This window comes from Dongshaea marina, assembly GCF_003072645.1.
Taxonomy (GTDB): domain Bacteria; phylum Pseudomonadota; class Gammaproteobacteria; order Enterobacterales; family Aeromonadaceae; genus Dongshaea; species Dongshaea marina.
In genome coordinates this window covers 2,138,353-2,158,250 of sequence record NZ_CP028897.1, presented here as the reverse complement: position 1 = coordinate 2,158,250, position 19,898 = coordinate 2,138,353, and the positions used below count along the sequence as shown (strand labels likewise).

Genomic DNA, 19,898 nt, shown 5'->3' with positions numbered 1-19,898 from the left:
TCCTATAGCTTCAGAAAGTTGTTGATCAAACGCGCTCCGACAGGACCTGAGCGCTCCGGGTGAAACTGCACCCCGTAAAAATTTCCACACTGGATTGCCGCACTAAAGGCTGTGCCGTAGCAGCTGGTCGCGACCGTTTCCGCACCGGGCTCCATCCCATAGCTGTGCACGAAATAGAGATACTCAGCACTCCCTATCCCTTTGAAAAGGGGATGAGCCTCACGGGACTTGACCCGGTTCCACCCCATGTGTGGCAAAGGCGCCCCCTGAGTATCCAAAGAGCGACTCGTCAGCTCACAGATCCCTAGGCACTCACTCTCCCCCTCGGCCGAGCTACGCCCCAAAAGCTGCATCCCAAGGCAGATCCCGAGAAGAGGCTGACGGATATCCCGGAGCACCTGAACCAGGCCACGCTCCCTGAGGTTCTTCATCGCATGAGCCGCACTGCCGACCCCGGGTAGAAACAGCTTATCCGCCTGCAGGATCCGCTGCGGATCGCAACTAATCTCCGGGGCATACCCCTGGCGCTCAATCGCACAACGCAACGAAGTCAGGTTGGCGCATCCGGTATCGATAATCACCACATCTTGTGAGCTCCCCATTACAGAACCCCTTAGAGCTAGGCAAGCCGTCACCCGTGATCCGCACCGCCTGGCCCAGCGTCCGGCCGAACACCTTGAACAGGCTCTCCACCTGATGATGGGTATTGCCAGCCGTACAACTAAGGTGCAGGGTACAACCCAGGCTATCGGCCAGGGAGCGGAAAAAATGCGGCACCATTTCACAGGAGAGCTCTCCTACCCGGGGCTGGGTAAAACTCCCCTCAAATTGAAAATAGGGCCGCCCCGAAAGATCCAGCAGACAAGTTGCGGCCACCTCATCCATCGGCAGCTGGAAAGCGAAACGGGCGATCCCCCGCTTATCACCCAATGCTTTTTTCAGAAGGGCCCCCAGGACCAAGGCACAATCTTCGACACTGTGGTGCTCATCAACCTGCAAATCTCCCTCGGCCTCAAGCTCAAGACTCAGCCCGGCATGGGTCGATATCTGCTCAAGCATGTGATCAAAAAAACCGATGCCGGTTTTAATCTGTGAGCCTCGCTCATCGAGATCCACCCTCCCCTGAATCCGGGTTTCCCGGGTGTTACGGCTAATCTGTGCGCGTCTTGGCGTCGTGGTAAGCAAGCGGCTTATTTCGGACCAACCCATGCTATCGGGTCGATATCGGATCCCACGCAGCGCCATGTTCTCGGCAAGCTGCATATCGCTTTGGCGATCACCAATCACCAGTGAGCGCTCAAAGTCGATTATCCCCCGGCGCAGATAATCAGCCACCAGGCCAAGCCTGGGCTTACGACAGGCACAGTTATCCTCCTCAAAGTGCGGACAGATGAGGACATCCTCAAACTCAACCCCCTGGGAACGAAAAATATCCAGCATCATCTGCTGAGATCCATCGAAGGAGGCCTGAGGAAAGCTCGCCGTTCCCAGGCCATCCTGATTGGAGATCAACACCAGTTTATAGCCCGCACGAATCAGCGCGAGCAGCGCGGGGATCACCCCGGACTCAAGCTTTAGCTTATCCAGCCTGTCGACCTGAAAATCCTCCGGTGGTTCCTGGATCAGGGTGCCGTCACGATCAATGAATAGAAATTTCTGTTTAGACATAGCTTGGCTCCTGGCTCCACTGTGAAATAGCGCTGATCAATTGCTCACATTCAGCCTGACTCCCCACCGAAAGACGCAGTTGCCCTGGATGGGCCATCTTACGCACGATAATCCCCTGACGGCTTAAAAATTCAAACAAGCAACTGGCCCGGGGTGACTCTAGCAGCACAAAATTTGCCTCACTTGGAAACGCCTTAAGATCCGGCAAGGTAGAGAGAGCCCCGAAAAGAGCATCACGCAGCCCACAGAGGAGCTTCACCTGTTCACGCATCCGTGCCACGGCTTTTTCAGACAGGGCCCGGCGTGCCAGCTCACAGACCGGAGTCGGCACCGGATAAGGTGCGATCACCGACTTAAGGATAGAGATGAGTTCAGGCGATCCCAGGACAAAGCCACAACGGATCCCCGCCAGGGAAAATGCCTTGGAGAGAGTCCTCAGGATGACCAGCTCCGGATATTCCTTGAGCCAGCAGCAGAGGGTCTTTTCAGGACAAAACTCGATATAGGCCTCATCTAGCACCACCAGTGCCCGACCGGTACATAGCTCCAGGACTTTACGAATATCCTGCTCACGAAAACAGTTTCCGGTTGGATTATTGGGACGACACAGGAACAGGAGCTTGACCCCGGGAAGCTGCGCCTCAATCTCTTTGAGATCCAGCTGGCCATCGGCAGTCAAAGGTACCTCTTTGCAGGAGACCCCATTGAGGGCTCCGCTTACCTGATACATGCCATAGGTCGGAGGACAATAGAGAATGGAGTCACTGCCGGGTACACAGAAACTTCGGATCAAAAGTTCAATTCCCTCATCCGCTCCACGGCAGCAGATGAGCTGGGAAGGTGTCACACCGGCATAGTCTGCGTAATCCTGGAGAAGCCCCTCGGGTTGAGGCTCGGGATAGCGGTTTAAACTCAGCTCGCTAGCATCGCCGATGGGATTAAATGGGGACTCATTCGCATTAAGCCACAGCTCACCATCCCCTCCGATCCGCCGCGCCGATTGATAGGGCTTAAAATCCCTCAGACCCGGGCGTAATAACTTTCTAACTGACATCACACAACTCCTTCTCCAGTGCCTCGACCCGAACCGTTACCGCCGCCTGGTGGGCATCCAGTTTCTCTGCGCCAGCGATCTCGGTAATCGTCTCCGCCAGTTGCAAAAGCCCCTGGGGGGTGAGCTCCTGCACCGTTATCCGTCGATAATAATCGGCCAAACCCAGGCTGGAGCAGCGCCTGGCATAGCCATAGGTCGGCAACACATGGTTGGTGCCGGAGGCGTAGTCACCGGCAGATTCGGGTGACCAGTCCCCGAGAAATACCGAGCCTGCATACTTGATCGCCCTGAGCAGGCTGCGCGCAGAGCGGGTCTGGATCATCAGGTGCTCGGGCGCATAACGGTTGGCAATATCACAACACTGATCCAGAGACTGAGCCTGGATCATCAGGCTGGCATCCAGGGCCTGAGCCGTGATCGGATCCCGGGATAGCTGGGCGCGCTGGCGTTGGATCTCCCGCTGTACCTTTACGAGAAGCCCGTCCGAAGTTGAAACCAGCACCACCTGGGAGTCGGGTCCATGCTCCGCCTGACTCAGGAGATCGGCCGCAACAAAATCAGCACGGGCCTTGTCATCGGCAATGATCAGCACTTCAGAGGGACCGGCAGGCATATCGATTGCCGCCCCCTTAAGATCCTCACTCACCTGACGCTTGGCCTGGGTCACATAGCTGTTACCCGGCCCGAAGATCTTGTCGACCGGCAGAATACTCTCGGTGCCATAAGCCATCGCCGCCACCGCTTGTGCGCCGCCGATACAGTAGATCTCATCGATTCCACACAGGCTGGCCGCATAGAGGATCTCATCTGAGATGGGAGGGGGCGAACAGAGCACTACCCGCTCACATCCCGCCTGCTGAGCCGGGATCCCCAGCATCAAAACCGTCGATGGTAAAGGGGCGGAGCCCCCCGGAATGTAAAGACCTACGGATTGATAGGCACGGATCACCTGCTCGCACAACACCCCGGGCTGAGTCTGAACCGAAACCTCAGAGGGTTGCTGAGCCTGGTGAAAGCTAAAGATGTTGCGATAGGCCTGACGCAGCGCTTTTTTACAGGCACTACTCAACCCCCGGGCAGCCTGCTCCTGCTGTATTCGTCCAAGGCGGATCTGATCCAATATCACTCCATCATACCTTTGGGTCAGCTCCCTTAGGGCCTGATCTCCCCGGCTCTGAACCTGGCGGATCACCTCTGTAACGGTTGATTTAATCGAATCATCCTGGCGCTGTGCCGGACGCTCCAGCAGGGTACAACGCTCGGACTCACTGAGTTCACTCCAGATAACGGTTTTCATCGGCGCTACTCCATCATCTTTTCGATCGGCAGCACCAAAATTGAACTGGCACCCAACTCCTTGAGCTGCTCCATGGTTCCCCAAAAAAGCTCCTCGCTACTCACCAGGTGGACGGCAACCCGACTGGGATCATTGGCCAAGGGGATCAGGGTGGGTGCCTCGGCTCCCGGAAGCAGATCTCGAATCTGATCCAAACGCTCCCGGGGAGCGTGCAGCATGATATATTTTGACTCCTGGGCCTGGATCACTCCCTGAACCCGCATCAGCAAACGTTCCACCCAATCCTGCTTCTCCTGTGACAGGCAGCTGTTCGCCTGAACCAGCACGGCCTGAGAGCGAAAAATAGTATCCACCTCCCGCAATCCATTGGCTTCCAGAGTCGCACCGCTGGAGACCAGATCGCAGATCACATCCGCCAACCCGGCACGGGGTGCGACCTCGACCGAGCCATTGAGCATACAGGTTTGATAGCCGATCCCCCGCTCCCCCAGATAACGCTCCACCAATCTGGGGTAGGTCGTTGCAATTCGTTTTCCCTGCAGGGATTGGGGCCCCTCATAATCGCTATCTTTATCGATGGCAAAGGAAAGCCGGCAGTCACCAAAATTAAGCCTGCGCAGCACCTGATACTCACAGGCCTGTCCCAAGGCACGCCGCTCCAGGCCACACTCCTCCAGGGTGTTTTCCCCGATGATCCCCAGATCGACAACCCCATCCATCACCAGGCCCGGGATGTCATCATTACGCACCAGCAGTAGATCAAGGGGCATATTCTGGGCATGGGCGATCAGTTGCTGCTGCTGAATGGCGACTTCGACACCACACGCTTTCAGTAATCGCTGGCTTTGGTCACTCAGGCGCCCCTTTTTTTGTAGGGCAATACGAACTCTGGTTTGCTCTGTCATTAGAAATCCCTGTAATAAAACTAAAAAACCCCCGGAGGCTTGCGCTTCCGGGGGTTTTAAAGTCTGACTCTTATTGACCACTGGAAGCGCCTATCAGCCTTCCAGTCGAAATCACTCCTCCTGAAAGACTAGTCAGGATGGTGATGGTGCTGATTGATGGTCAAATTCATGTAAGTCATTTTGTTCCTTGAGAGCCACTGGGAACCACTCCCCGCTCTTTTTTCAACCTACCGTAAAACAAATTTGCAATGCAAGCGTTAATTTTATCGATTTTTTAAAAGCAGAAATGACGGAATAATCTTTGCAGGATCTGCCGGGTTGGACGAATCATATCCAGTGCCAGATACTCGTCCGCCTGATGGGCCTGAGCAATCGAACCTGGCCCAAGCACCACTGTCGGAGCCAGTTGCTGTAAAAATGGAGCTTCGGTGCAATAGTTCACACAGGTGGCGCGGCTCCCAGTTATTTTTTCTGCGATCCCAACCACGGGAGCTTGCTCTGAGCATTCATAACCCGGGATTGGTGGATGCAAAGACTCAATACTCAAAGCCTTGCCCCAGCGCTCTTTTAGCCCAGAGAGGCTCTCCTGTAGCAGATTATCCAGTCCATCCAGACTCAGGCCCGGCAAAGGACGAATATCAAAGCTAAGCTCACAGCAGCCACAGATCCGGTTCGGGCTATCCCCGCCATGGACAGAACCCAGGTTCAGCGTCGGATGGGGGATCTCAAATCCGCTGTGATGATAGTCGGTTGACAATTTCTGCCGGAGGCTCAGAAGATCTCCCATCACCCTATGCATAATCTCCAGTGCATTGATACCCCTTGCGGGATCACTGGAGTGCCCTGAACGCCCGGTGATCCGAACTCTCTGGGATAGATGCCCTTTATGGGCACGGACAGGCCGAAGAGAGGTTGGCTCGCCAATCACACAGCAATCGGGCCTGAGAGAAGAGTGTCCACTAAAGTGCCGCGCCCCCAACATGCTGGTCTCCTCATCACAGGTCGCAAGCACATACAGGGGCTTTCGCTGATCTCCCCACTCCATCGACTGCACCGCATCCAGGATGAAGGCAAAAAAACCCTTCATATCCGCGGCGCCCAGACCATAAAGCCTGCCATCACGCTCCGTGAGCTTCAGGGGATCGCTGCTCCAGCGGCTCTCATCACAGGGTACAGTGTCCGTATGCCCCGAGAGCAGCAGACCTCCCTCACCTGAACCTTTGGAGGCCAGCAGGTTATATTTTCCCGGTGCCACCTCGCTGATCTCTACCCTGAAGCCCAGAGTTTCAAACCAGCAGGCAAGACGGGAGATGAGGGACAGGTTTGGTTGATCCAGGCGAAGATCATCCGAACTAATGGTGGATTGCGCAATAAGATCTCGGTAACAGGTTAATAGATCCGGAATGAACATTTTTTAACTTCCTGGTTGACATCATCTCACCCAACAGCTAAACATAGTAATGCAAATATATTGCATATAAAACCATTGTTTACCTGAGCAAGTCTCAGCAATTTTGATGAAAGGATTCAATTTAATGGCGTACAAAGCCTCCCCCTCAGTCCAGCTTCGACGACGATCCTCCTGATGATTCAGGGTGCCTGACACCCACAACTTGCTGCCCTGCAGCTCCCCAAACCTAACCCAGAGACTCAGTATGTTAAACACCATTATTGTCGGTGCCAGTGGCTATACCGGCGCCGAATTGACCCGGCTGGTGATGCGCCATCCTCACCTCAAGCTCACCGGGCTCTATGTTTCAGAGCAAAGCCCAAATGCAAATCAGCCGATCAGCAAATTGCATGGCCAGCTGTGTGGTTTGTGTGATCAGCCGCTGCTCCCCCTGCACTCGGTTGAAGAGGCCGCGCGCTTTGCAGATATCGTGCTGCTGGCAACCGATCATCCCGTCAGTCATGCCCTGGTCCCGGAGTTTCTTCGCTACTGCAATTTGGTGGTTGACCTCTCCGGTGCCTATCGGGTGAAATCCAGCAGTTTTTACCCAAAATACTATGGGTTTGAGCATCAACATCCACAGTGGCTGGAGCACGCGGTCTATGGCTTAGGGGAGTGGACCGGTGACTCCCTGAAAAAGGCCAGGCTCATTGCCACTCCCGGTTGTTACCCCACCGCTATTCAGCTGGCACTCAAACCCCTCATCGATAGCGACTGCCTGGATCCGACTTTTCTCCCTGTGGCTAATGCCACCAGCGGCACCTCGGGTGCGGGACGCAAAGCCTCACTGACCACCCACCTCAATGAGGTCAGCCTGCAACCTTACCAGCTGTTTTGTCATCGTCACCTGCCTGAAATGACAAGCCAGCTAGGAAGAGATCTCATATTTACTCCGCAACTTGGCAACTTCCCAAGGGGGATCCTGGCCACCATCACCTGCCGCCTTCAAGCCGGAGTCGGCCAGGCCAGAGTCGATCAGCTGTTTGAGCATGCCTATGCATCCCCGGGGGCGGTCCGCCTGCTTCATCAGGGGATCCCGCGTTTGCAGGATGTGGTAAATAGCCCGTTCTGTGATATCGGATGGCAGCTCGACGGGGATTACCTGATTGTTATATCGGCGCTGGATAACCTTCTCAAAGGGGCTGCAAGTCAGGCTGTTCAATGCATAAACATGCATATGGGGCACCACCCATTAACCGCTCTCAATTAGGAGGAACTATGCAGCTTAAACCTTTAGTGATCAAAATAGGGGGCGCCCTGCTCGATTCACAAGAATCCCTTGAAGCCTTCTTCAAAGAACTAAGCATACTCAAACAGCGCCGTAGCCGTGCCATCGTGCTGGTCCACGGGGCAGGCCCCCTGATCGATGACTGGCTCAAACAGTTTGGCCTGAATACAGAGAAAAAATCCGGGCTGAGGATCACCCCCAAAGAGCATCTGCCGGTGGTGATCGGTGCGCTGGCCGGTGTAGCAAACAAAAGCTTAATGGCACAGGCGATCAGGCAGCAGCTCCCAACAGTAGGCCTGACCCTGAGTGATGCCGGATTATGTAACATCACCCCACTGGCCAAAGAGCTCGGTCAGGTGGGTCAGGCTTGCGGTGCCGACCCAAGCCTTCTTCACTATCTACTGAACCGGCAAATACTCCCCATCATCAGCTCCATCGGCATCAATGCTCAGGGGGAGCCGATGAATATCAATGCCGACGATGCAGCGGTTGCCATAGCAAGAATGATAAATGCCGAGCTGTGGTTTTTGTCAGAGCCCTCTGGTGTTCTCGGCCCCGGGGGCAACACCATAGCCCACCTCAGTAAAGAGCACAGCCTTGAGCTGATTGAAAGCGGAGCTATCCATGATGGTATGGCCATCAAGGTCAAAGCCGCACTCAGAGCCGCTCGCGATCTGAGACAGCCTGTCAGAATTGGCAGCTGGCGGCACCCCTTCTCCAACCACCCGATAAACCCTGGCTCCTTCGGGACCCTGGTTTCAACCACCTGATCCTTATGTTCACCGGAGCCCTCCATCATGCAGACTGCATCCTTACCAATTAACACAACTCAGGGGGAATCCCCCAGGCGAACCATAGCAGGCTCTCGATTCGCACTGCCATTGCCTCCGATCTTGAAAGCATTGCCGCGATTATCCGCCACTGGGTGAAAATGGGGGAAAACCTGCCCCGTAGCCGCCTGGATATTTTCCAGACTCTGGACAATTTTGTTGTCAGCACTACGTGCGACCATCAACTGACAGGCTGCGCCTCACTGCACCTGTATCATGCCAGGCTGGCAGAGATCCGCTCCCTGGGAATTAATCCAAAGTGGCATGGAGAGGGACATGGAACGGCGCTGATCAAGCATCTGCTTAGCAAAGCACAGCAGCTGGACGTTGAGGAGGTACTGGTACTCACCCGAGCTCCGGGATTTTTTGAAAAACTCGGATTTGAGCGGGTCAGTAAGAGTGATTACCCCAAAAAAATAGATAAAGACTGCCAACACTGCCCTCGCCGTGATTGCTGTGATGAGACGGCTTTGAGGATACGATTTGATTGATTGCGTCAGGGCGCAGGATGCGGGTTAAAAATTGAGATGAGAACGGGACTACAACTCAGTCCCGTTCAGCAATAACTCGCCTAATTTAAGCGCAGCAGTTGCTGCTTGATCGCATCAGAAGCAAAGGATTGCTCGACACTACAGCGATAGATCTCGAAGTACTCTTCGCGGCTTAAGTCAAACTCTTCAACCACTTTACGCACTTCATCTGTCATTGTGGTGTTCGATACAGTCCGGTTATCGGTATTGATGGTGATCTGCACCCCGTCTTTATGGAATGCCTTGACCGGATGGTTCGCCAGGGAATCGACCGCCTTGGTCTGAACATTACTGGTTGGACAGGTCTCCAAGGCAACCGCCTTGCGTTTAACCAATTGATAGGCACTGTCGTGCCCCTTGATACCTATGCCGTGACCAATCCGCTCCGCCTGAAGCATCTTGATCGCATCCTCTACATTCTGACCACTCCCCTGCTCTCCGGCATGAATGGTCACCCGATAGCCTTTATCGAGGGCATACTGAGCATAGGGGATAAACTCCTGACAAAAACCAGGCTGTTCACTCCCCGCCAGATCAAAGGCGACGACCCCATCTCCCAGATATCGGGCGCCACAATCTAACACCTCATGGATCCTGTCTTTAGGCATGGTGCGCATGATAGACAGGATATAGTTTCCACGAATGTCATAGCTTTTTTCAGCGCGCTTCATCCCCTGCACCACACTCTCAATGATCTCCTGAGGAGTCAGGCCATTTTGGGTATGCAGCAGAGGAGCAAAACGCACCTCCATGTATTTCACATTCTCCCTTGCCGCATCCTCGAAGAGCTCATAAGAGATCCGCTCTATGCCAGCTTTGGTTTGCATCACACTCAATGGAAGCTCAAAGCGCTTGAGATACTCATCCAGATCCTGGCAGGTTTGTGGGGCAACCAGCAGGCTTTGGATCTCTTCAACCGTGCTGCAGGGAAGGGGAAGATTTTGCTCATGTGAAAGATCGATAATAGTCTGTGGGCGGACGCTGCCGTCGAGGTGACAATGAAGATCGATCTTGGGAAGGTTTAAATAGTCCATGAGTCTCTACCTTTACTATAGAAAACATAAAGTTACAGACTTCATAATCAAGAATTTAAGGCTCTTGGTAGAAACTCCCAAACCATATTATTGGGATTATACGAAGCAAATTGTGCGGTCAAGTCTAACAGTAAACGGGCGGAAAAAGCAAAGGGAGCACACCGCCAAAGCGTATGGTTACCACGCCGAGTAGAAAACTTGAATAAAACCGGAGCAGCTTTGGTGAAGCTGCTCCTTATAAAAGCAAAATTTCATCACATCCCCTATCAGCAAAGAGTTAGCCGTTCAGTTAAACCCTATGATGCTGTATAGCTGTTCGTCCCGCGCTCGGTGATCGGGCAAAAACTAGGCTATTCTTTGAATAGTTTACTTGCTTGAGGAAGAAGCGATGAAGAACAGGATGTTGTACCTACTGTCTTTTACCTTGACTGTCCTGCTGCTGAGTCTGCCACGGGCGCATGCTGATGCCCTGCAGGGTAAAACCGTAAAAATTTGTGACGATGGCGCAGAATGGCCACCCTTTATCTATTATCAACGTGATAATGGCAATAAAACCAAGGATGTCGTCGGGTACTCGGTGGATGTCATTTCAGATATCCTGGGCAAAGTCGGAGCCAAGTTTACCGTGAAGCTTGCCCCCTGGAAGCGCTGCCTCTCCGATCTGGAAAAAGGTAAATACGACATGGTGCTCAATGCATCATACAATGATGAGCGGGCTGGCTACGCCTACTTCTCAAAGCCTTTCTATTCTCTGACCCCATCCTATATCTATATGAAGGCCAAATATCCCCAGGGACTCAAGGTGAGCTCTGCTAAAGAGTTGGTCAACTATAAGGTGTGTGGACTCAGAGGCTATAACTACAAAGACTTTGGGATTGAGAGCAAGGATATCAATACCAATACCAAAGATTTCAATGCGGTCTTGAAGAAGCTTGAGACAGGGCGCTGTGAAGTGGTACTGGCAAGAATTGAAGTGTTGCTTGGCTTTGCCAAAACCGGTGAAAAGCTGATCACTGATGGCATGACCTATGCCAGCATTCCCGGGGCTAAGAAGAGCGATTTCTATATGCTGATCTCTAAGAAGTCCAAGCTTGCCGATCCCCTCAAAGCAGATGTCGATAAAGGGATCATGAGACTGGAAGAATCTGGTGAACTCCAGCAGATGAAAGATAAGTTCCTGAAATAGTTTTTAACTTTTAATAATATTCTGAAGGCAACAGTGATATCACTGTTGCCTTTCTCTTTATACGGTCCCCCTGATATCTTTGCTGCGCATCGCTTATCTGAGCAACCCGCACACTTTCGGACTAACCCGGGTCATCACTTCAGCCTGAGATAAAGAATTTCTGGCTTTGCTAAGCTGACCTTCTGCAGCAAGAGCGGAGCGAGAAGCTGGGAGGCTGAACTGGAAAAGATTATCAGGGACGATAATCGATGCAGCAGGGCAACATGGATGTGACTTGCGTGTCAGTGTTCAAAATCGAAGCGGCTCTTACGAGAGTGCACCTATTATCCGGAAAATTCTCTAATCGCCCCTTCAGCTCAGGGTTACACTTGCAGCACCGATCGCAAGTCAGCCTATAAATGTGGATCTACACTTTTAATAAGGACAAAAGAGCGATTACCTCACAGGGATCCGTGTGGATAGATTCGGATGTTAAAGGCACTCCCCCATCTATTGGCCATATTGCTTCTGCTCCCTACTGCCGGGGGAGCAGAGCCGGCTCACCAAACCAGCAATAAGCCTCAGCAAACCACCACGGAACCGCTCGGAAATGCTCCGGGAAGAGCATCGGTTAGTACCATAGATGCACTACAGAATGCTGATAAGCCAACGGCTAAACAGAGCCAGTTTCAAATCACCCTGTTCAACCCGAAAAAGAGTGAAGACAAGGAGCGTTTATGGTCCCAAACCAAACTGATTTTCGGTCTTGGTATCGCACTGCCCACTTTACTGGATATAGTGTCACCCTCAAATAATTTTGAGTGGAATATTGATGAGGGTAATCCCCTTGAGAACTGGTGGGACAATGTGTCGAGGGGACCTGTGTGGGATGATGATCATCTAGCCGTGAACTACATCGGCCACACCTATTTCGGCGGTGTATATTACCAGGTAGCGCGAAAATCCGGCTACGACGAATGGGACTCCTTCGTCTATACCACACTGATGTCCACCTTCTATTGGGAATATGGAGTCGAGGCCTTCACCGAAGAGCCATCCATCCAGGATCTGATTGTTACCCCGGTCGCGGGGAGCCTCTATGGCGAATGGGCTTTTTATAAAGAGCGTGAGATCCGCCAGCGCGGCGGAACCGTGATGAGCTCACAGACACTGGGCAGCATGGCCCTCTTTATGCTCGATCCGGTGGATAGTATCGCAGCCGGGTTGAACAGTTTATTTGGTCGTGAGATATTTCGCGCAGGCTCACTCCAACTTCATCATCGCACCCCGATTCACTCCCGTACCGGTCAGCGTGAACAATACTGGGAAGTGAACCTGGTGATGCGGTTTTAGCCTATCTTCACAATCGAGTTTGGTTGTCGATGAATACCTGCATCCAGCAAAGCGAATCGACTGGCTTTTGAAGCACTGTAGGCTGGATAGACATCATACCTCCGATGGCCATGATACAAGCCTAATGTCACCGAAAAAACCTGGCTAGCCTTAGGCTCTCTCCCAAACATGATGAGAGTTTAGCTATTCCAAAGGAAGTTAAGATCTCTCAACTCCTATCCCATCCAGGTGCTCCCTGACGACTTCACCAATCCATTGAGCAGCGTAGCATCAGCTGAAGATCTAGTTTCAGCTAAACAGGAGACTTAGCCCATGAAGCCCCATATATAAACCGACAACACTGATGAGAAGACCTGAAAGATACGGCGCTTTGCGTGCCACCTCGTTTAGCCCATTCCATTTACGGGTCGCCTTTTGCATCCCGACGGCAGCAATCACTCCAACAGATACCAGAGTTAATGCCAAACCAACACTGAAGGAAACCACCAGGGTCGCTCCCAGGCTCAGAGCCTTAAGTTGAAGGCAAATCAACAAGACTGTCACCGCAGCAGGACAAGGAATTAACCCTCCGGTCAGGCCAAACAGCAATATTTGCCCATTAGTGACCTGCCGGTTGGTAAAACGCTTTTGAATATCTAAGGCATGGGCACGCTCATGGGCATCCTGATACTCTTGCTTGCCCACAGACTCAGCCGGATGACCATGCTCGTGAAAATGAACATCGAAATCATGCGTATGATCATGATGCCCTATCACCAGTCTGGTTGATAACTTTGGTGCTTTTACAACGCAGGATGCAGACTCCAGGTAGCCATTTCGCTCAACAAAATAATAGTCTACGGCCTGCTCACTCTCAGGCTGATAAAGTTTGAGCTTCACCTCTGCAGGTTTTAAAGGCTTCCCCTTCAATACTCTTAACTGAAATCGACTATGTAGCCCCTCTTCGACTATCGCCAGAGAGATAAGGCCATGTCCCGTGTCAACGAGCTGCTCAGTCCTGTCATGGCTTTGGCTCGCCGCTTTACGCCACGCCCTTGCATCACTCCAGGTTCTCCATAACATCCAAAATCCTGTAGAAACAATGATGATCCCAGAGACAAGTAGCATCCACGGCTCTGCCGCTTGTGCCGTAAATTTTTGACTGATATACATCCCGCCTACCGCGATTAGCCAGACAATAGCGGTATGAGAGAGAGTTGCAGCTAAACCCAACATGACAGCCTGCCGAACACTTCCTTTAATTGCCACGATAAAAGCAGCCATCATAGTTTTGGAGTGCCCAGGCTCCAGCCCATGCAGTGCGCCTAACAAAATAGCGCTGGGGATAAAAAGCCATCCATTCCCCTGAAGCAGTAGGGTTGAAAAATTCATCTTAATGACCTGGTTTTGTTTTACATTGAGAGAAACTATACTCCCCCCGAGTATATTATACTACCCCCCAGTATGATTTCGGTGCTAGATTATCAGCTAGAATCAGTGCTCCTAATTATGAGTGAGGCATGTCATGTCCCATACCACCCGTGATCAAAAGAAACTCACAGCTCGCGTTAGTAAGTTACAAGGCCAGGTCAATGGTCTTAAGAAGATGCTTGAACAGGAGCATAAATGCCAGGAAGTGCTTCAACAAATCGCAGCCATTCGTGGCGCAGTGAATGGACTCATGCGAGAGGTCATCAAGGGACATTTAGTTGAACATATAGTACTGGAAAAAGATCTCACAAAAAGAGAGTCGGATCTGGACGTAATATTGAAGGTGTTAGATTCTTACATCAAATAAACCTGGAGCCGCCATTGCTCTCATTTATTAGCGATAGACCTAGCCTCACTTGATAAGCTCTTATCGTGAACCTAGGCAGGGGATCAGCTTGGGCGGCTTAAACCGCCCTGAGAAGTGACAATTAGAAGCTGATGAGAAGCATGCAGCCCTATAGATACCAAAGCTCCAACCATTTTTTCAACCACCATGCTTTGGAGTTGCCCTGCTCAGCCGACTTACCCAACCAATCAACCGCCAATGAATAATCCTGAGGCACCCCGACGCCATTTTTATAAGCCATTCCCAATTGATACTCGGCCTGAGGGTTGCCCTGCTCGGCGGCCTTGCGGGTCCATTGCACAGATTTGAGTTCATCTTTGGTAACGCCCTGCCCCTTACCATACATCAGAGCTAATCCCATCTGGGCCTCAACCAGCCCCTGCTCAGCGGCTTTGCTGATCCAGTTGAAGGCCAGAGCGTCATCCTTGGGGACCCCCTTGCCCCTGGCATACAGGACCCCCAGGTTATATTGGGCCTTGGCAAGGTTTTGATCCGCAGCCTTCCTGAACCACTGGACCGCTTTACTATCACTGTGCTCCAGCTCTTTGCCATTTTCATACATCAGACCAAGGGTAAACTGGGCTTCGGACTCTCCCCGATTTGCCTGGTTAAACAGTTGCTGATGAGGGGGCTGCGGGCTCTGTGCAGCCCAACTACTCATTGAAACACTAAAAGCCACAATGGCCCAACAAATGACAGATAATCCTTTCATATACTCTCCCTGTTCAGGGCTCCTTGAAGCAGCCCCCTCTCCATCGGATACAAGCAGGGTCCGTCCCCAACATTCCCAAAAGCATCGGGCCGAACCAAGCCTTCTCTGAAAAAAATTCTGGATGTGAAAAGGCACAACCTGAGTTGTGCCTGAAAGCTAAAGGGGATGATCCAGCAGGTGATCCTCGATATCCTCGACATCCCGTTCATGAATAATCTTATCGCCAATCCATACCCCGGCGCGCTGCATGGCAATCTTTCCGCCGCCACGCAGGGGTGCCAGGCCGGCAGAGGCTTACCCTCTTTGATCAGCCGATAGCTACAGCTTGGGGGCAACCAGTCAAAGGTCTCCAGGGACTGGATGGTCAGCTGAATACAGTCCGGTTCAAACTCAAAGCGCTGAGGATAGTTGCTGCATCGGCAGCTGTCGCAATCGAGGAGGTTGCACACCACATTGGTATGCACCAGCTCATCAGTATCATCATCGATAAGCTTATGCAGACAACATTTACCACAGCCATCACACAGAGATTCCCACTGCTGTTGATCCATCTGAGCGAGGGTTAACTCCTCCCAAAAAGGCTTCTGTTGACTCATCAACTGGTCGCCTCTGGGAGCCCGGCTAGTGGTGGCCAGATGATCTGATCGGCCAGCAAGCCTACTGAGATCGCGAAATAGTTGGAGCGATTCCAGCTCATCAGGCTCTGATAGTTGCTATACACCAGATAGCTTCGCCCCTTGGGGCCATCGGGGGAAACCAGCTTAGCCTCAACATCTCGGTTGGGAAGATCCTTACCATCATAGCGACGAAAACCCAGTGCCTGCCACTTGGAGAGCAGCATACGCTTGCCCTTATATTTCTCAATGAGATCTGAGGGAGCATGGATCTGCCGTCCCCAGGTCAGGGTAGGATCCCAGTGATTCTGCTTGAGATAATTGGCCGCCGAGGCAAACACATCGGGCAGAGAACTCCAGATATTGGGATGACCCTCTTTATCATAATCTTCGGCATAAGCCAGATAAGCCGAAGGCATAAACTGGACCTGACCAAAGGCACCGGCCCAGGACCCCTTGAAGTCTTTAAGGGTCACGTCTTTATCGCTGAGGATCTTCAGGGCATCCAGCAGCTGGGTACGGAAAAAGGCTTCCCGCCGCCCCTCATAGGCCATGGTGGCCAGCGCAGAGATCACCGGAATATTCCCGGTATAGCTACCAAAGTTGGTTTCATTACCCCACAGCGCCACAATAAACCTTGGCTGCACTCCGTAGGCCTGTCCAACCTGCTGGAGCAGGGTGTAATGCTGGCGATAATAACGGCGCGCCATTGCCACCTTCCAGGCAGGCAGACGCTTGGCCAGGTAGGAGTCCAGGGTGACCTTAAACTCGGGCTGATTCTTATCCCGCTTGATGGAGCGATGCAGCAGCTTGGCCGAGCCGAGCGCCTCATCAACAATCTTAGGTTGCAGCCCCTGCTCAAGGGCCTCACTCTTAACGCCCCCCAGGTACTGCTCGAAACTTTGCTTTGCAAACACAACACTGCTGAAAAGTGACAACAGAACTACTGAAATTAGTCGCATTCCGGACCCTTTTTTTGTTTTTTCTGCTGTTTAAGATGAATATCTAACAAATTGTCCTGTTTTGGAGGCAGATGTAGATAGAAGCCCTGTTCACGGATCTGGTCACGGATTGTCACAGGATCGCCCACAATCAGCGGCTTTTCAGGATCAAGATGAACCATCATCGCCAACTGGGGTCTACCGAACACATTTAGCAAAGACTCAGGAACTGATGAAAAATCGTCCCGACGCTCAATAAACAGATAAGTTTCTGCTTTTCTGGGACTTTTATACACTGCACAAAGCATGGTTCTTGTTATAATCCTTATGTTCATTGCCTCTAATTCAGGGCAGACTATAACATGACCGTTGAGAAGCTCAACCCAAAGGGAAAAAGCCCCAAATTAGGACGACATACTATGGCTGAACCAAGGACTGAACTGACTGGAGCAACCTTCACTCTGTCCGTGCTGAGATTGGCAGATTCCGATCTGACCAATATCGCAGCTTACCTGGATCACAAGATTGCTCAGGCGCCCCACTTCTTTACCTGGGCACCGGTCGTCATTGATATCAGCCTGCTGACCCGTCTTCCGGATTTCCTGGAGCTCGATGCACTGATCCGTGCCAAACAGCTCATTCCGGTAGGTGTTTCCGGTGCTAAGGACACCCTGGCCCGCCAAGCGATTCATCAGGCCGGCCTGCCATTGCTTTCATCCCGCTCTCCTAAAACCAGTCAGCCCAAAGCACCCGAGCTTCCAACCACCCGAATTCACCGGGGCCATATCCGCTCCGGAATGCAGATCTATGCCGCCAACACCAACCTGGTGGTGATCGGTGCAATAAGCCCCGGAGCCGAAGTGATCGCCGATGGCGATATCCATATTTACGGTCCTTTGCGTGGCCGTGCCATCGCCGGGGCCAGTGGAAACCGCGAGGCAAAGATATTTTGTGACAACTTACAATCAGAACTCATCTCGATCAGCGGAACCTACCAGCTCAGTGAAGCGCTGCCAGAGCGCAGCTGGCAGCAATCGGTCATTATCCGCCTGCAAGATGATCAGCTTTACTTTGAACAGTTAGCATAAGGACTCAACATATGGCTCGAGTTATCGTTGTAACCTCAGGCAAAGGGGGGGTGGGCAAAACCACCACCAGCGCTGCCATAGCAACCGGCCTGGCACTCAAAGGCCATAAAACCGTAGTGATCGATTTTGATATCGGCCTGCGAAATCTGGATCTGGTGATGGGGTGTGAGCGTCGGGTGGTATTCGACTTTGTCAATGTGATCAATGAAGAGGCCAACCTCAATCAGGCCCTGATCCGCGATAAGCGAGTCGGCAACCTCTATATTCTGCCCGCCTCACAGACCCGGGATAAGGAAGCCCTGACCAAGGAGGGTGTCGCCAAGGTTCTGGATAAGCTCAAAGAGATGGAGTTTGAGTACATCATCTGCGACTCACCCGCCGGGATTGAGACCGGAGCCCTGAGAGCCCTCTACTTTGCCGATGAGGCGATCATCTGTACCAACCCGGAAGTATCTTCGGTCCGCGACTCCGATCGGATCCTGGGGATCCTGGCTTCAAAATCCCGCCGCGCCGAAAATGGCGAAGATCCAATCCGCGAGCACCTGCTGATCACCCGCTATTGTCCCTCCCGGGTCAACCGCGGCGATATGCTCAGCGTCGAAGATATTCAGGAGATCCTGGCGATCTCTTTGCTCGGAGTGATCCCTGAATCACAAGCGGTTCTCAAGGCTTCAAACTCGGGTGAACCGGTGATCCTTGATGAAAACTCAGATGCCGGGATGGCTTACAGTGATGCGGTCGCCCGTCTTCTGGGAGAAGAGCAGGAACTTCGCTTTGTCGAAGAGGATAAAAAAGGCTTTTTCAGCCGTCTGTTTGGGAGCTAAGGCATGTCTTTTCTTGATTACTTTCGTTCCAATGGCGCAAAACAGCAAAGTACGGCAAAGCTTGCCAAGGAACGCCTGCACATCATAGTTGCGCACGAGCGTAACCACAGATCGGGTCCCGATTACCTGCCGCAGCTGGAGCGGGACATTCTGGAGGTGATCCGCCGCTATGTGGATATCAGCCCCGAGCAGGTCAACGTACAGCTTGACCAGAATGAGGCCGAGCTATCGGTGCTGGAGCTCAACATCCTGCTTCCCGAGAAATAGCGCTTAATCGCGCTGAGGTGTCTGGGCGAGAGTCGCAAACAGCGACTTTCGCCAGCCCTGCAATAGGGCCGGGATCTGCTGCTCAGGATACTCTTTTTTCCATAGCCAACTCAGGTACTGGTGAATCAGCTTTTTAGAGGCAAGAAGCTCGGCTGCTACCCCGCTCTCCTCCTGCTTCGTTCTGGCAAGTTCGCGGATCTCATGATATTTCGCCTTATAATCCGGATAGTCGACGATCCTCTTTATCGGCTCGGGCCAATCAGATTCCGCTAAGGCACTCCCCTGGCGTACCAGATCCAGCAAAATCTCACCATGGCGACGTAGCTCCATCGGATGCAGTCCCAGGCGTTTGAGCTGGCCCATAGATTGAGGCTGACGTCTGGCGATCTCCCATAACGCATCCTCTTTCACTACAAAGTTCACTGCCAGATCTTTCTCACGAGCCAGCTTAAGACGCCAGGCCGCCAACAACTTAAGTACGGCGAGCTGCTTTGGAGCCAGCTGCCAGCTGTTACGAATATGCAGATAAGCATCGTCGGGCTCGGCGACCACTGCGGCTCTGGAAAGCTGCAGCTCTGTCTCCTGGCGATACCAGTCCAGTAGCCCCTTCTCTTTGAGCTCAAGCTCCAGTTTTTCCTGAAGAGCCAAGAGATCGCTGACATCCCTCGCCGCATAGTCCAGCTGCTCCGGTGACAGGGGGCGAGCCAGCCAATCGGTGCGAGTATGCTCCTTGCTGAGTTCTATCCCAAGGTATGTATCCAGCAATTTCTGCAAGCCACAGCAGATCCCCTTCCCCAGGAAAGCCGCAGCAAGTTGGGTATCATCCATCGCCGCGGGAAGCCGCCCGGAGCAAGCCAGAAATAGCTGTAGATCTTCACCGGGCGCATGCATCACCAAGCGCTTTTCCAGCCCAAATAACCTATCCCACAGGGGAGTCAGATCGGTCACCTTGAGGGGATCGATAAGCCAGACCTCGGCATCATTCGCTACCTGGATAAGGCCCGGATGCGGATAAAAGCTGCGACGGCGCATAAACTCGGTATCTATGGCTAATCTATTCTCTGTGAGCCCCTGACACAGTTCGGTGAGTTGACTCTGGTTTTCTATCAGCTGGTAATCCAT

Annotated in this window: 22 protein-coding genes, 1 riboswitch and 1 other annotated feature; of the genes, 9 read left to right on the top strand and 13 right to left on the bottom strand. The window is 52.6% G+C overall.

What is annotated here, in order from left to right; all coding sequences use genetic code 11:
* Window positions 1-2: 2 nt before the first annotated feature.
* From hisH to argE, 6 genes are all read right to left on the bottom strand, one after another.
* The gene (gene hisH / locus DB847_RS10305; RefSeq protein WP_108650600.1) at window positions 3-602 is read right to left on the bottom strand and encodes an imidazole glycerol phosphate synthase subunit HisH; all 600 of its coding nucleotides are present in this window, start codon (window positions 600-602) and stop codon (window positions 3-5) included.
* Window positions 529-1,668 carry a bifunctional histidinol-phosphatase/imidazoleglycerol-phosphate dehydratase HisB gene (hisB, locus tag DB847_RS10300; protein WP_108650599.1) on the bottom strand — a complete coding sequence of 380 codons (1,140 nt, stop codon included), beginning with the start codon at window positions 1,666-1,668 and terminating at the stop codon, window positions 529-531. The genes hisH and hisB overlap by 74 nt, the downstream gene beginning before the upstream one ends.
* Window positions 1,661-2,722 (bottom strand): histidinol-phosphate transaminase, encoded by a 1,062-nt coding sequence (gene hisC / locus DB847_RS10295; protein ID WP_108650598.1) that lies wholly within the window; start codon window positions 2,720-2,722, stop codon window positions 1,661-1,663. Before hisC ends, hisB begins: the two co-directional genes overlap by 8 nt.
* Complete coding sequence (hisD, locus tag DB847_RS10290) at window positions 2,712-4,019, bottom strand: histidinol dehydrogenase (RefSeq protein WP_108650597.1); 1,308 nt, start codon at window positions 4,017-4,019, stop codon at window positions 2,712-2,714. The genes hisC and hisD overlap by 11 nt, the downstream gene beginning before the upstream one ends.
* A gap of 5 nt (window positions 4,020-4,024) precedes the next feature.
* The gene (gene hisG / locus DB847_RS10285) at window positions 4,025-4,924 is read right to left on the bottom strand and encodes an ATP phosphoribosyltransferase (protein WP_108650596.1); all 900 of its coding nucleotides are present in this window, start codon (window positions 4,922-4,924) and stop codon (window positions 4,025-4,027) included.
* Between the two features lie 19 nt (window positions 4,925-4,943).
* Window positions 4,944-5,077 (bottom strand) — a sequence feature (His leader region).
* Window positions 5,078-5,198: 121 nt separating this feature from the next.
* Window positions 5,199-6,335, bottom strand: coding sequence for an acetylornithine deacetylase (gene argE, locus DB847_RS10280; RefSeq protein WP_108650595.1), 1,137 nt, complete (start codon window positions 6,333-6,335; stop codon window positions 5,199-5,201).
* Between the two features lie 244 nt (window positions 6,336-6,579).
* On the opposite strand from argE, the gene argC reads away from it, so the two are divergent.
* The 3 genes from argC (at window position 6,580) to DB847_RS10265 (ending at window position 8,923) form a co-directional block, all read left to right on the top strand.
* A complete protein-coding gene (gene argC, locus DB847_RS10275) occupies window positions 6,580-7,584 on the top strand; it encodes an N-acetyl-gamma-glutamyl-phosphate reductase (RefSeq protein WP_108650594.1) in 1,005 nt (334 codons plus the stop codon).
* An 8-nt stretch (window positions 7,585-7,592) separates the two neighbouring features.
* Window positions 7,593-8,372, top strand: coding sequence for an acetylglutamate kinase (argB, locus tag DB847_RS10270; RefSeq protein ID WP_108650593.1), 780 nt, complete (start codon window positions 7,593-7,595; stop codon window positions 8,370-8,372).
* 161 nt (window positions 8,373-8,533) lie between these two features.
* On the top strand, window positions 8,534-8,923 hold the full coding sequence (locus tag DB847_RS10265) for a GNAT family N-acetyltransferase (protein ID WP_108650592.1): 390 nt from the start codon (window positions 8,534-8,536) through the stop codon (window positions 8,921-8,923).
* A gap of 80 nt (window positions 8,924-9,003) precedes the next feature.
* Here the strand turns inward: DB847_RS10265 and add are convergent, their stop codons facing one another.
* A complete protein-coding gene (gene add, locus DB847_RS10260; RefSeq protein WP_108650591.1) occupies window positions 9,004-9,996 on the bottom strand; it encodes an adenosine deaminase in 993 nt (330 codons plus the stop codon).
* 24 nt (window positions 9,997-10,020) lie between these two features.
* A riboswitch (purine riboswitch) is annotated at window positions 10,021-10,120 on the bottom strand.
* A 264-nt stretch (window positions 10,121-10,384) separates the two neighbouring features.
* Between add and DB847_RS10255 the strand changes: the two genes are divergently transcribed.
* Both DB847_RS10255 and DB847_RS10250 read left to right on the top strand, forming a co-directional pair.
* Window positions 10,385-11,182, top strand: coding sequence for a substrate-binding periplasmic protein (locus DB847_RS10255; RefSeq protein WP_108650590.1), 798 nt, complete (start codon window positions 10,385-10,387; stop codon window positions 11,180-11,182).
* A 468-nt stretch (window positions 11,183-11,650) separates the two neighbouring features.
* On the top strand, window positions 11,651-12,514 hold the full coding sequence (locus DB847_RS10250) for a DUF3943 domain-containing protein (RefSeq protein WP_108650589.1): 864 nt from the start codon (window positions 11,651-11,653) through the stop codon (window positions 12,512-12,514).
* Window positions 12,515-12,802: 288 nt separating this feature from the next.
* Here DB847_RS10250 and DB847_RS10245 read toward each other — a convergent pair whose 3' ends face one another.
* A complete protein-coding gene (locus tag DB847_RS10245; RefSeq protein WP_108650588.1) occupies window positions 12,803-13,885 on the bottom strand; it encodes a nickel/cobalt efflux protein RcnA in 1,083 nt (360 codons plus the stop codon).
* A gap of 133 nt (window positions 13,886-14,018) precedes the next feature.
* Between DB847_RS10245 and rcnR the strand changes: the two genes are divergently transcribed.
* Window positions 14,019-14,291 carry a Ni(II)/Co(II)-binding transcriptional repressor RcnR gene (gene rcnR / locus DB847_RS10240; protein ID WP_108650587.1) on the top strand — a complete coding sequence of 91 codons (273 nt, stop codon included), beginning with the start codon at window positions 14,019-14,021 and terminating at the stop codon, window positions 14,289-14,291.
* 148 nt (window positions 14,292-14,439) lie between these two features.
* Here rcnR and DB847_RS10235 read toward each other — a convergent pair whose 3' ends face one another.
* From DB847_RS10235 to DB847_RS10220, 4 genes are read right to left on the bottom strand one after another with little or no spacing between them, the layout of a single operon-like run.
* Entirely contained in the window at window positions 14,440-15,042 is a 603-nt protein-coding gene (locus DB847_RS10235) for a tetratricopeptide repeat protein (protein ID WP_108650586.1), read from the bottom strand.
* Entirely contained in the window at window positions 15,039-15,638 is a 600-nt protein-coding gene (locus DB847_RS10230) for a YcgN family cysteine cluster protein (protein ID WP_407644444.1), read from the bottom strand. Before DB847_RS10230 ends, DB847_RS10235 begins: the two co-directional genes overlap by 4 nt.
* Entirely contained in the window at window positions 15,638-16,618 is a 981-nt protein-coding gene (locus DB847_RS10225; RefSeq protein ID WP_108650585.1) for a lytic murein transglycosylase, read from the bottom strand. The genes DB847_RS10230 and DB847_RS10225 overlap by 1 nt, the downstream gene beginning before the upstream one ends.
* Window positions 16,609-16,905 carry a YcgL domain-containing protein gene (locus DB847_RS10220; RefSeq protein ID WP_108650584.1) on the bottom strand — a complete coding sequence of 99 codons (297 nt, stop codon included), beginning with the start codon at window positions 16,903-16,905 and terminating at the stop codon, window positions 16,609-16,611. The genes DB847_RS10225 and DB847_RS10220 overlap by 10 nt, the downstream gene beginning before the upstream one ends.
* 111 nt (window positions 16,906-17,016) lie before the next feature.
* On the opposite strand from DB847_RS10220, the gene minC reads away from it, so the two are divergent.
* The 3 genes from minC to minE are packed head-to-tail and all read left to right on the top strand — an operon-like array spanning window position 17,017 to window position 18,776.
* Complete coding sequence (minC, locus tag DB847_RS10215) at window positions 17,017-17,685, top strand: septum site-determining protein MinC (RefSeq protein WP_108650583.1); 669 nt, start codon at window positions 17,017-17,019, stop codon at window positions 17,683-17,685.
* Between the two features lie 11 nt (window positions 17,686-17,696).
* On the top strand, window positions 17,697-18,509 hold the full coding sequence (gene minD / locus DB847_RS10210; protein ID WP_108650582.1) for a septum site-determining protein MinD: 813 nt from the start codon (window positions 17,697-17,699) through the stop codon (window positions 18,507-18,509).
* Window positions 18,510-18,512: 3 nt separating this feature from the next.
* A complete protein-coding gene (minE, locus tag DB847_RS10205; protein ID WP_108650581.1) occupies window positions 18,513-18,776 on the top strand; it encodes a cell division topological specificity factor MinE in 264 nt (87 codons plus the stop codon).
* Window positions 18,777-18,779: 3 nt separating this feature from the next.
* Here the strand turns inward: minE and rnd are convergent, their stop codons facing one another.
* Window positions 18,780-19,898 carry a ribonuclease D gene (gene rnd, locus DB847_RS10200; RefSeq protein WP_108650580.1) on the bottom strand — a complete coding sequence of 373 codons (1,119 nt, stop codon included), beginning with the start codon at window positions 19,896-19,898 and terminating at the stop codon, window positions 18,780-18,782.